The sequence below is a fragment of the Pseudomonas ceruminis genome, assembly GCF_021602025.1.
Lineage (GTDB): Bacteria > Pseudomonadota > Gammaproteobacteria > Pseudomonadales > Pseudomonadaceae > Aquipseudomonas > Aquipseudomonas ceruminis.
Genome location: NZ_BQHW01000005.1, coordinates 65,386 through 77,564, shown reverse-complemented (window position 1 = coordinate 77,564; position 12,179 = coordinate 65,386). Strand labels below are relative to the sequence as shown.

10 protein-coding genes are annotated in these 12,179 nt (G+C 62.8%); 1 reads left to right on the top strand and 9 read right to left on the bottom strand.

All coding sequences use genetic code 11. The features are described 5' to 3' along the window. Positions 1-223: 223 nt before the first annotated feature. The 7 genes from L6D80_RS07935 to pilM all read right to left on the bottom strand — a co-directional run bounded on the left by L6D80_RS07935 (position 224) and on the right by pilM (position 7,163). Positions 224-1,834: an SPOR domain-containing protein gene (locus tag L6D80_RS07935; protein WP_054901856.1), complete on the bottom strand. Its 1,611-nt coding sequence runs from the start codon at positions 1,832-1,834 to the stop codon at positions 224-226. A gap of 15 nt (positions 1,835-1,849) precedes the next feature. After that, positions 1,850-2,947 (bottom strand): 3-dehydroquinate synthase, encoded by a 1,098-nt coding sequence (aroB, locus tag L6D80_RS07930; protein WP_054901857.1) that lies wholly within the window; start codon positions 2,945-2,947, stop codon positions 1,850-1,852. 94 nt (positions 2,948-3,041) lie between these two features. Beyond that, positions 3,042-3,560, bottom strand: a complete 519-nt coding sequence (gene aroK / locus L6D80_RS07925; protein WP_054901858.1) for a shikimate kinase AroK — start codon at positions 3,558-3,560, stop codon at positions 3,042-3,044. Between the two features lie 4 nt (positions 3,561-3,564). Continuing rightward, positions 3,565-4,833, bottom strand: a complete 1,269-nt coding sequence (locus L6D80_RS07920; RefSeq protein ID WP_176512597.1) for a type IV pilus secretin PilQ — start codon at positions 4,831-4,833, stop codon at positions 3,565-3,567. After that, complete coding sequence (locus L6D80_RS07915; protein ID WP_176512598.1) at positions 4,757-5,773, bottom strand: pilus assembly protein PilP; 1,017 nt, start codon at positions 5,771-5,773, stop codon at positions 4,757-4,759. Before L6D80_RS07915 ends, L6D80_RS07920 begins: the two co-directional genes overlap by 77 nt. Beyond that, entirely contained in the window at positions 5,770-6,306 is a 537-nt protein-coding gene (locus tag L6D80_RS07910; protein ID WP_054901860.1) for a PilN domain-containing protein, read from the bottom strand. The genes L6D80_RS07915 and L6D80_RS07910 overlap by 4 nt, the downstream gene beginning before the upstream one ends. Continuing rightward, entirely contained in the window at positions 6,306-7,163 is an 858-nt protein-coding gene (gene pilM, locus L6D80_RS07905) for a type IV pilus biogenesis protein PilM (protein ID WP_176512599.1), read from the bottom strand. Before pilM ends, L6D80_RS07910 begins: the two co-directional genes overlap by 1 nt. Positions 7,164-7,342: 179 nt before the next feature. Between pilM and L6D80_RS07900 the strand changes: the two genes are divergently transcribed. Next, positions 7,343-9,793 (top strand): penicillin-binding protein 1A, encoded by a 2,451-nt coding sequence (locus L6D80_RS07900; protein ID WP_371419525.1) that lies wholly within the window; start codon positions 7,343-7,345, stop codon positions 9,791-9,793. A gap of 116 nt (positions 9,794-9,909) precedes the next feature. On the opposite strand, the gene L6D80_RS07895 is transcribed toward L6D80_RS07900, so the two are convergent. Both L6D80_RS07895 and L6D80_RS07890 read right to left on the bottom strand, forming a co-directional pair. After that, positions 9,910-11,178 carry a malic enzyme-like NAD(P)-binding protein gene (locus tag L6D80_RS07895; RefSeq protein ID WP_054901863.1) on the bottom strand — a complete coding sequence of 423 codons (1,269 nt, stop codon included), beginning with the start codon at positions 11,176-11,178 and terminating at the stop codon, positions 9,910-9,912. A gap of 178 nt (positions 11,179-11,356) precedes the next feature. Next, on the bottom strand, positions 11,357-12,178 hold the full coding sequence (locus tag L6D80_RS07890; RefSeq protein ID WP_176512601.1) for a thermonuclease family protein: 822 nt from the start codon (positions 12,176-12,178) through the stop codon (positions 11,357-11,359). Position 12,179: the final 1 nt, after the last annotated feature.

Here is a 12,179-nt window from a genome sequence, read left to right as displayed (position 1 = left end):
TGTCTCACCATTGAAAATTTATGTCGCAATTTTGAATGTTTTTGCGCCATTCGCCGTGATAGCGGCTTGGCTCGAGTCTGAAGCGTTTCAGCCATGACTGCAAGATTGGCTTGTGGCCGGCAGTCTGGGACAGAAAAGCCTGCCGCGACGTGGCGCAGCAGGCTAATCGAAGTTCAGGATTCGCTCAGCAACTGGGCGGCGGGGTAATGCCGCCCGGAAGGTATCAGCGGGCCGACGCCAGCTCTTGTTGGACGCTGGCAACGGTACGTGGCCAAGGTTTACCAGCCTGGACCTTCGCTGGCAAGTTCTTGATTGCCGCAACCGCCGCATCACGGTTGGCGAAGCTGCCATACGTGACCACGTAGAGCGGCTTGCCCTGGAGGTTTTTCTTGAAGTAGCGATAGTCGCCACCCTGCGCCTTGACGAAGGCCTGGGCGGATGCCTCCGAGCTGGTACCCAGGATCTGCACCACATAATTGCCTGGCTTCTGGCCCGCATACCAACCGCCGCTGCCACTGCCACCGGCCGCCGGTTTTTCAACAGGCTTGGCTGCAGGCTTGGCGGTGGCGACCTGGACAGGCGCCGGGGCAGGCTTGGCGGGTGCAACCGGCTTGGCCGGCTGGGTAGCTACAGGCTTCTGGGCCGGCGCAACCGGCTGCGCCGGTGCGCTGGTGGTGGCCTGGGCCATAGTCGGTGCCGGCCCCGCCGCCACGCCTTGCGGCGGCGCAATAGTGGTCACCGTCGGCGGGTTACCAGGCTGCAATGCCGTGTTACCGGCCGGGCCACTTTCATCGCCATCGCCCATGCCCGCGGCCTGCGCCAGCGGCTCACGCATCACCGGCTGCGACTGGCCAACCAGCGGCAGCGGCATCGGCTGCGACGAGCCAGAGAATTCGATGGCCGGGTTACCGTTGTTCGACTTGCCGTCACCCAATGGCAACTGAGCCTGGGCCGCTGGCGCTTCAGCCGGCGCCTTGTCGCCTTTCTTGGGCATGAGAACCGCGGCAGCAACGGCGACCACGACCACAGCGGACAGCGCGAGCACGTGTTTCTTAGGCATTTTGAACCCCATGGATGGTCGCTTGGCCGTGGTACGGCTGGCGATCATGGCTTCGATCAAAGTATCGCGGGCGACCTGGTTGATATTGCCAGGCCAGCCGTCGGAGTTTTCATGGATATCGACAAGCTGTTCACGGGTGAACACCTCCAGGCCCCGACCGGCACCTTCCAGGCGCTGCTCCAGGTACTCGCAGGTCTCCTCCTCGCTGTAGGGGGCGAGTTCGATGACGTGGAAGCGTTCTTCCTCGACATTGAGCTCTTCCAACCCGGCAATCAGTGACGGCTCGCCGAACAGGAACACGTGCGGGCGCCCTTCCGGAACACCCGCTGCCAGTTCCAGCAACGCTTGGAGTGCCGACTCGTCAAGTTGTTCCGCATCGTCCACCAGCAAATAGACTTCCTGCCCGGTCAGCGCCAGCTGCACCACCTTGGACAGAATGGTCTGGACCTCAGGCTGGGCCACCTCCAGCGACTGGGCCACCTGCGCCAGCACACTCGCAGCATCGCTTGCGCCCCGGGCAGACACCACCACGCTTTGCACCGACTGCTTGTTGGTACTGGCCACCAAGGCCTGGCGCAGCAAGGTCTTGCCGCTGCCCACCGGGCCGGTGACAACCAGCATCAGCTGGCTGTAGCGGGCCAGGTGATGCAATTGACCGAGCACAGGCTTGCGCTGGGCGGGGAAGAACTTGAAGCCGGGCACACGCGGCGCGAACGGATCGTGGCTCAACTGATAGTGGTCGAGAAACGCCTCATCGGCATGCAAACTGGTCATTGCGCTGTCACAACCTCAAAGCTGGGCCACGAGCGCGCGGTAGTCCGCCGACAACGTGGCCTGAAGAATCTCTTTCGGATAGTCGTCGGTGACCACGGCTTCGCCCAGCTGGCGCAGAAGCACCAGGCGCAGGCGACCGTCGAGCACCTTCTTGTCGACCGCCATATGCTCCATGAAATGCGCCGGGGTCATTTCCTGTGGTGGCACCACCGGCAAACCTGCGTCCTGCAGCAGGCGGATCCCGCGATCACGCTCGGCCTGGTCGATCCAGCCCAGGCGCATGGACATCTCCAGGGCCATCACGGTGCCCGCCGCCACGGCTTCACCGTGTAGCCAGACGCCGTAACCCATGTGCGTTTCGATGGCATGCCCGAAGGTATGCCCAAGGTTCAGCGTGGCCCGCACCCCGGACTCACGTTCGTCAGCGCCCACCACGGCTGCCTTGGCAGCACAGGAACGGCGAATGGCCTCTGTCAGGGCTGCAGGCTCCAGGGCGCGCAGGGCCTGCATATTGTCTTCGAGCCAGCCCAGAAATGGCTTGTCGCAGATCAGGCCGTACTTGATTACCTCCGCCAGGCCTGCCGACAGCTCGCGTTCGGGCAGGGTCTTGAGGCTGGTGGTATCGATCAGCACAGCGTTGGGCTGGTAGAAGGCACCTACCATGTTCTTGCCCAGCGGGTGGTTGATGCCAGTCTTGCCGCCCACCGAGGAATCGACCTGGGACAACAGGGTAGTCGGCACCTGGATGAAATCGACACCACGCTGGTAACAGGCGGCGGCAAAGCCCGCCATGTCGCCGATCACGCCGCCCCCCAGCGCCACCACGGTGGTACGGCGGTCATGCCGGGCAGTCAGCAGGCCGTCGAAGATCAGTTGCAGGGTTTGCCAGTTCTTGTGGGCTTCGCCGTCCGGCAGGATCACCGGCAGTACCGAGTAGGCGCCGAGGGTCTTGCTCAAACGTTCGAGATACAGAGGCGCGACGGTTTCGTTAGAAACGATGGCGACTTGCCGGCCGGCAATGTGCGGCGCCAGCAGCTCGGGCTGGTCCAGCAGGCCTTCGCCAATGTAGATCGGGTAGCTACGCTCGCCCAGGTCGACCTTTAGTGTCTGCATGTATCCCCACAATGTACTTGGGCGCGGCGCCGGCTGAGCGACCCACGCACTAACGTTGAACCTCGCCCCGGCGCTGGCCGAGAATAGTCCCGGCTTAGCGGGGCGGCAACTGCTGCAAGCGCTCGAGAATGTCGAGCACCACCATGCGCGGTGGCCGTTCGTCGGTTTCTACCACCAGGTCGGCGATCTCACGGTAAAGCGGGTCGCGCGTCTCCAGCAGGTTACGCAACGTCGCTTCCGGGTTGGCGGTGCGCAACAAGGGGCGATTGCGATCGCGTGCGGTACGCCCAACCTGCTGCTCCACCGAGGCGTGCAGGTAGATGACCCGGCCTCCGGCGTGCAACGCTCGGCGATTGGCCTCGCGCATGACAGCGCCGCCACCGGTTGCCACGACCACGCCATCGAGCGCGCAAAGCTCGGCGATCATCGCCTGCTCACGGTCACGGAAGCCCGGCTCGCCTTCTTTGTCGAAAATCCACGGGATGTTGGCACCGGTCCGCAGTTCGATTTCCTTGTCGGAATCTTTGAACAACAGACGCAGTTCTTTGGCCAACAGGCGCCCGATGGTGCTCTTACCCGCCCCCATGGGCCCTACAAGTATCAAATTTCGCACAGAATCAACGACTCACAGCAATCGCCTGGTCACTCATGATACGCGGAGTCAGGAAGACCAGCAGCTCGGATTTTTTCTCTTGTAATGCATCGCGTCGAAACAGCCGCCCAACATACGGCAGATCGCCTAAAAATGGCACCTTATCCACCACATTGTTTTGCGTGGTCGAGTACACGCCACCAATGACGATGGTTTCGCCATCGGCCACACGGACCTTGGCGTTCACCTCGTTCTTGCGAATCGGCGGCACATCGTTCAGTGCATTGACGAAGTCGGGCTCGTCCTTGGTCACCTTGACCGTCATGATGACATTCCCGCCTGGGGTGATTTGCGGGGTAACCTCCAGGGACAACGACGCCTCCCGGAATGCGACAGACGTAGCACCGCTCCTTGTGGTTTCCTGGTACGGCACCTCGGTGCCCTTGAGGATTCGTGCGGTTTCCTTGTCGGCGGTGACCACCTTGGGCTGGGAGATGATTTCACCATTCCCGCTTTTTTCCATGGCGCTGAGCTCAAGGTCGAGCAGCACACCGCCGCGCAACACCCCCACGCCCACGCTGGACGTCGCCCGCTCGACCCCTAGATCGACAAACATGTCCTTGCCCAGTTGCGCGACCTCGCCATAAAGCTGTCGCCCCCAGCGCACGCCAAGGCTTTTTTCGTAGTCGACATTGGCCTCGACGATGCGCGCCTCGATCGCTACCTGACGCACCGGCACGTCCAGTTGCGCAACCAGCTGTCGCAACTCGACCAACCGCTCCTCGGGCTGATGCGCGACCAAGGTGTTGGTACGGGCGTCGACACTCAAACTGCCGCGGCCGGTCAGGATACCGTCGTCAGCCAGCGTGGCCAGCAGCAACTCGGCCAGCGCCGCGGCGTCGGCGTGGTGGATGGGCAGCAACTCTCGGCGCAACGGTTGCAACTGGGCGTCCAGCGCCTGCCCGATGCGGGCACCAACGGTTTGCTCGGCAAGCTCGGCCGCTGGTGCCACCAGCAGTACATTGCCCTCTTCACGCCGGGCCAGCCCCTTGCTGCGCAACACCAGCGCCAAGGCTTGATCCCAGGGCACGTCCTGCAGACGCAGGGTAATGTTGCCCTGCACCGAGTCACTGGCGACCAGGTTGATACCCGCGTAATCGGCCAGCACCTGTAGCACTGCACGCACTTCCACATCCTGGAAGTTCAGCGAAATCGGCTCACCCCGATGGGGGGTAGCCGCCAGCAATGGCATCGGCAGCAGGGCCAGCGCCAGCCACGTCATCAGCCTCTTCATGATCTTCCTTGACCTCCCTGTCCACGCCCTTCCTGAGCGTTAGCGATGTCATGCGCTCGCGCCACATGCCCCCTACGAACAACCGTTCACGCACCTCGACCTGCTGCGGGCCTATGTGCACCACCACGCCTTCATCGCGCCCGAGCCGGTCCCCGGGCCGCACGCGGTACAAGCGCCCGGCCGATGCCAGCAGCGCCTCGTGTTCCAACCCCCGGGACAAACTGCCGACCATTTCCAACTGAGCCAGCGGAACCTGGGCCAACCCCTCCCGGACGCGACGGGTAGACCAGGCCGAAAAGGGGTCGAGCGCCGGCGGCAGCGCCGCTGCACGGGCGGGCACCAGGGCCAGCGAGGCGGGTGCCGATACGGGCCCCTGGGCGTGAAAGGCGTTGACCCGTAGGCGTAAACGCACCAACCCAGGCTTGCCATCAGCGCTGGCCAAGTGCAGTTCACCAGCCCGCAGCAGGCGCATTTGCCCAAGCCAGTCCTCTAGCCACAGGCGTAACGCCGCATAACGCCCCACAACGCGCACATCCAAGGGCGTTTGCACAAAGCCCGCCTGCCTCACCTCATCCAGTACATCGAGCCGCTCGAAGTGCAGCCCATGGGTTTGCCCTGACGCTGCCAACTGGTCGAGCAGATCGCTCATGCTGCCCCCTGCCGCAAGGCGCCAGCGCGCGTCCTGCAGCAGCTGTTCGGCGCCAACCAGGGCCTCGCGGCTTTGCGCCAGTGCCTGCATCCGCGTGGCCTTGCCTTCATGCTCCTCATCCAATGCCTTGTGCCTGGCGTGCTCTCGTTGCTGCAGCTGCTGCCACTCTGGGAGGCGAACCAGGCAACCCACCGCAAGCACCAGAAACGCCGCGAGCACAGGCAATGTGCACCTGATCAAGCGCGAGCGTACGATGAACGCCTGCCAATCCAGAGGGGGTAGCAGGCTCACGACCAGGACGCCGCCACACGCGCCAGCAGCACAAATTCATCGCCCGCTGCCACGCTTTTCAAACCCTTGAGTTCTAGGTCGAACAACCCGCTCGAGCGCTCAAGGTCACGCATGAATTGCGCCACCACGGCGCCAGAAACAGCCACCCCGACGATCTGCAACCGCGCGTGCTCAAGTGTCAGCTCGATGACCTGCACCCCCTCCGGCAATGCCCGCTCCAGGTCGGCAAGCAGTACGCTTAAAAGCCCGCGTTCAGCATGCAGGCTGGCCAGGGTGTCCGTTTGCCCCCGCACAGACTCGAGCGCAAGCCTGATACCGTCCAGTTGCTCCAGTTGCGCATCCAGCTCGGCCACAGCAGCCTGGCGGCTGGCATTGGCCAGCGCCTGATGATGCGCACGCTGACGCGCCAGCTGGTCCATCAACAGCACGGCACCCAACGCCAGGACCACCCCTCCCAGTACCATCAGCCGCAAGCGCCGAAACGCTGCCAGGCGCTGCTGTTCGCGCCACGGCAAGAGGTTGATACGCAGCATCACTGCACACCTCCCAGCGCCAAGGCCCAGGCAAGGGCCATGTTTTCGCTACCTTCAAGGCCAGCCAACGGCGGCAGAGGCCGGCATTGCACCTGCAGGTACTCGCCCAGCTCACGAAGCCGGTTCTGCTCGATCAATGAAGCACCGGCAACAAGCAATTCCTCCAACTGCAGGCATTGGTCAAACAGCTCATGAAGCCGGCCCACCGCCCCTTCCAAAGGCAATTCTCGCCTCAGCGGCAACATTTCCGGCGACCAGCAATGCAGTGTCACCGTGTCGGGTTCGATGCGCAGCACTGCTGAGCCGCCAGCGCTCGGTTGCGACAACAGCCGTAGCAAGGCGAGGCTGTCGACCTCCACCGCGCCCAGTTGCAATCCGGCTTCATCGACTACCTGCTCAAGGGGTTGCAGCGCGCTCTGCCTGCAGGCAGCCACCATGACATCCAGCATTCCCGCCTGCGTTCGGCAAGGCGCGAGCACCTGGAAATCGATTACCAGATCGTCCAAGGGGAACGGGAACAGCCTGTCCGCGTCCGCCAGCAGTTGCGCCTCCATCTGGGTTTCAGGCAGATCGGCCGGCAACTGGCATAACTTGCAGATGACCTGCGAGGCTGGCAACGCAAGCGCAACCCGGCGCTGGCGGCTGCCACTGCGCCTGTGGGCATTGCGCAACGCGGCCGCGATGCGGACCGGGTCGTGCCAGCCGTCACCACCGCCCCACGGCTCGAAAGCTTCAGTTGCCCAGGCAGCCACCTCACAGCGCCGCTTGCGGCGTTTGAGCTGTAAAACACGTACAGAACCGGGGACAATTTCCACCCCCATCAGTGAACCGGCATCCCTGCCAAAGCGTCCAAGCATCGCTGCTCCCTTGTTACACTCATCAACCCGCATCAGCGCCAGGCCTTCATGGCCAGACGGTGCAGCGGACCGCCTGGCCGGTCACCCGGCGAGGCGAAAAATGCTTATAATGCCCAGCGTTTTTTCGTCCGCCGGCCCCGTGCGCAATTCACCCTCAACCTGGACACCCAAAAGCCTTGATACGCCTGCTGAAGTTCTTCTGGTGGTCTTTTGTCGCAGTCATCTGCGCGCTCGTACTCGGTGTGAGCGGTGCGTTTCTGTATCTTAGCCCCAGCCTGCCGTCGGTCGACTCGCTCAGAAGCATCCAGTTGCAGATCCCCCTGAGGGTGTACAGCAGCGACGGCAAACTCATTGCCGAGTTCGGCGAAATGCGGCGCTCGCCGATCCGTTTTGCGGAAATTCCCCCACAGTTCATTCAGGCACTGCTGTCAGCCGAGGACGACAATTTCCTCAATCACTACGGGGTCGACCCAAGCAGCCTGATGCGCGCTGCCACCCAGTTGGTGAAAACCGGCCACATCCAGACCGGCGGCAGCACGATCACCATGCAGGTGGCGAAGAACTTCTTCCTGACCAGTGAGCGCAGCTTCTCGCGCAAGACCAACGAAATCCTGCTGGCATTGCAGATCGAGCGCGAGCTGACCAAGGACGAGATCCTCGAGCTGTACGTCAACAAGATTTACCTGGGTAACCGTGCCTACGGCATCGATGCCGCCGCGCAGGTGTATTACGGCAAGTCGATCCGCGATGTGAGCCTGGCGCAGATGGCCATGATCGCCGGCCTGCCCAAGGCGCCGTCACGCTTCAACCCGCTGGCCAACCCAACGCGCGCCAAGGAACGCCGCGACTGGATCCTGGGGCGCATGTACAAGCTTGGCAAGATTGACCAGGCCAGCTACCAGGCCGCCCTGGCCGAGCCGCTCAACGCCAGCTACCACGTGCCGACACCTGAAGTGAATGCGCCCTACGTGGCTGAGATGGCCCGGGCCGAAATGGTTGGCCGCTACGGTAGCGATGCCTACACCGAAGGCTTCCGTGTCACCACCACGGTGCCTAGCGACATGCAGGAAATGGCCAACAAGGCTGTCCTCAACGGCCTCAGCGACTATGACGAGCGCCACGGCTACCGCGGCCCTGAGGCGCGCTTCCCAGGCAGGACACACACCGCCTGGCTGCAGGAACTGAACAAGCAGCGCACCTTGGGCGGCCTGGAGCCGGCCATCGTCACCCAGGTCGCCAAAAGTGGCCTTACGGTACTGACCCGCAGCGGCGAGGAAGAAACCGTCGCCTGGGACACCATGAAGTGGGCGCGCCCGTTCATCAACAGCAACTCACAGGGCCGCGCGCCGCAATCACCGGCCGACGTGGCCCAAATTGGCGACCTGGTGCGCCTGCAGCGCCTGGACAACGGCAAGCTCAAGTTCAGCCAGGTACCTGGCGCGCAAAGCGCACTGGTGACCCTGGACCCTGCCAATGGCGCCATTAGAGCGCTGGTCGGCGGCTTCTCGTTCGAGCAGAGCAACTACAACCGCGCCATGCAGGCCAAGCGCCAGCCCGGTTCGAGCTTCAAGCCGTTCATCTATAGCGCTGCACTGGACAGCGGCTACACCGCCTCCAGCCTGGTCAACGACGCGCCCATCGTGTTCGTCGACGAATACCTGGACAAGGTCTGGCGCCCGAAGAACGACACCAACACCTTCCTGGGGCCGATCCGGATGCGCGAAGCGTTGTACAAGTCGCGTAACCTGGTGTCGATCCGCCTGCTGCAGGCCATGGGCATTGACCGCACCATCGACTACATCACCAAGTTCGGCTTCAACAAACAGGACCTGCCGCGCAACCTGTCCTTGGCGCTGGGCACAGCGACCCTGACGCCGATGGAGATTGCCACCGGCTGGAGCACCTTCGCCAACGGCGGCTACAAGGTCACCCCTTACCTGATCGATCGCATCGAAAGCCGTAACGGTGAAACGCTGTTCATCGCCAACCCGCCGCGGGTGCCTCAAGGCGCCGAAGACCACGCGGGCCTGGCAGCACCCGAACAGCCGATCAGCACTGCAGCCATGCCAGGTGAGGCACCTTCAGCCTCTGGGCAGCTGGCGCCAACCCCACAAGCGCCGGTGGCCGCCGAGCAGATCATCGATGGCCGCACCACTTACATCCTCACCAGCATGCTGCAGGATGTGATCAAGCGCGGTACAGGCCGCCGTGCGCTGGCGCTGGGCCGTACCGACCTGGCGGGCAAGACCGGCACCACGAACGAGTCCAAGGACGCGTGGTTCTCCGGTTACAACGCCGACTACGTCACCACCGTGTGGGTCGGTTTCGACCAACCAGAAACCCTGGGTCGTCGCGAATACGGCGGTACTGCGGCATTGCCGATCTGGATGAGCTTCATGGGTGCGGCGCTGAAGGACAAACCGAACCATCCGCCCGCGGAACCGGAAGGCATCCTCAGCCTGCGCGTTGATCCGGTCAGCGGCCGTGCGGCCTCACCGAGCACGCCGAATGCGTACTTCGAGCTATTCAAGGCTGAAGATTCGCCGCCGTCGGTGGATGAGCTGGGCAACGGTTCAGCGCCAGGCAGCCCGCTGCCGGCAGACGAAGCCGCGCCGATGGATCTGTTCTAAGCCGCCACTCCAAGTCGGCCGCGCCCGTGCTGACTGGCGTGGCCTGGCGAACGACGCAGAAAGCTGACGCAAAAAAAACCGGCTCATAAGAGCCGGTTCTTTTTTTGCGTCCTGCTTTAGCCGTTGAACACTTCGTCCACGCTGTTCAGCGGGTAGTGCGTCGGATACGGCAGGGTGGCAACGCCGGACTCGATGGCTGCCTTGGCCACTGCGTCGGAAACGACGGTGATCAGGCGCGCGTCCAGCGGCTTCGGAATGATGTACTCACGGCCGAATTCCAACCCCTCGACGCCGTAGGCTTCGCACACTTCCTTAGGCACCGGCAGCTTGGCCAGGTCTTTCAGGGCGATGGCGGCGGCAATCTTCATTTCTTCGTTGATGCGCTTGGCGCGAACGTCCAGGGCACCACGGAAGATGAACGGGAAGCCCAGTACGTTGTTGACCTGGTTCGGGTAGTCGGAACGACCGGTAGCCATGATCACGTCGTTGCGGGTAGCGTGGGCCAGCTCTGGCGAGATTTCCGGGTCTGGGTTCGAGCAGGCGAACACGATCGGGTTGGCCGCCATCGACTTCAGGCCTTCCGGGCTCAGCAGGTTCGGGCCGGACAGGCCAACGAACACATCGGCACCGTTCAGGGCATCGGCCAGGGTGCGCTTGTCGGTAGCGTGGGCGAACTGCGCCTTGTACTGGTTCAGATCGTCACGGCCAGCGTGAATCACGCCGCTGCGGTCGATCATGAAGATGTTTTCGACCTTGGCACCCATGCTGACCAGCAGCTTCATGCAGGAGATCGCGGCAGCACCGGCACCCAGGCAGACGATCTTGGCGTCTTCGAGTGTCTTGCCGGCGATTTCCAGGGCGTTGATCATGCCGGCCGCGGTAACGATCGCGGTGCCGTGCTGGTCATCGTGGAAAACCGGAATGTCGCACTGTTCGATCAGGGTGCGCTCGATTTCAAAGCACTCAGGTGCCTTGATGTCTTCGAGGTTGATGCCACCGAAGGTAATCGAGATGCGGCGAACGGTATCGATGAACGCTTGTGGGCTTTCCGACTCGACTTCGATGTCGAATACATCGATGCCGGCGAAACGCTTGAACAGAACACCCTTGCCTTCCATAACCGGCTTGGAGGCCAGTGGGCCGAGGTCACCCAGACCGAGGATGGCGGTGCCATCGGAAATTACCGCGACCAGGTTGCCCTTGCCGGTGTATTTGTAAGCCAGCTCAGGATCACGGCCAATTTCACGCACTGGTTCTGCTACGCCTGGGCTGTAGGCCAGGGCGAGGTCACGGGCGGTGGCAGTGGGCTTGGAAAGCTCGACGCTCAGTTTCCCCGGACGAGGGTGAGCGTGGTATTCGAGAGCGGCGGTTTTCAGGTCTGACATGGTGGGCATTCCGCTATTTACTGTTCTGACGGACCGCCGAGGATACGCAAAGAGCCGGGGAGCCACAAGACTGGTCGGTCACTTGTGTCAAGGCCTTTAGCCTACGACTTTACGCTATAACCCGCGGGGGCGTTGGATTAGCAGTGTGTACAATCCAATAGCGAAATGTCTACATCTTTCAGCTCGAAACACGCTCAAGCATGCTCGGATCGGTGATTGGCAACAGCCAGCGTTGCTGACCCGGCTTCAGCCCACCCTTGCGGGAACGATCCAGCACCCAGCCGCGCGCCTCGACATGGCGCCCCTTGAGGTTATCGAAGAAGCTGGATGGGAAGTTGCGTTGCAGACGAGCGGGAATCTGCAGCACCACGTTGCCGTCCAGTTCCAGCCAGACGCCGCCGCGATTGCGCTCGATAGAGCGGATATGGCCCGTGATGAGGGCAAAACCCGATTGCCTGATGTCGCTTGCACGGCGTACCGCAGGCGTGCGCCACAAGCCTGCCCCCACCTTGCGCGCCGCTTGTTCGGCAATCTGCTGGCAGGTAGCCAGGCGCACATTGGGTGCAATCGCCACGCGGTAACCCAGCCCTTCACTGAGCAATTGCGCTTCAAGATTGTTACCACTACGGTCGTAAACGTGCGCCAGGGTGCGGCCGTACTTGTCCTTGGACTCGACGCCCGGCACCAGCCCCACGCGCCCATCACTGGCCTTGACCAGCGCTTGCAGGCGCCGCTTGGCAGCCTCGGCGTAAGGCTCGCTGGCGCGCCCCTTGCGCCCCATTTCCGGAGCATTGATGCCGATCATGCGCACGCTACGGCCATCGGTGAGACGCAACGTATCGCCATCGACCACCTGGCGCACCGCCACCGCTTGTGGGTTGCCCGGCAACGGGCAGAACGCCTGGGCCGGGAAGTGCCAGATCGCAGCCACAAAAAAGGCGCCCACAAGGGGCGCCTTTTTCAGCAACAACGCGAAGCCCGAAGGATTCGCCATGCGCATG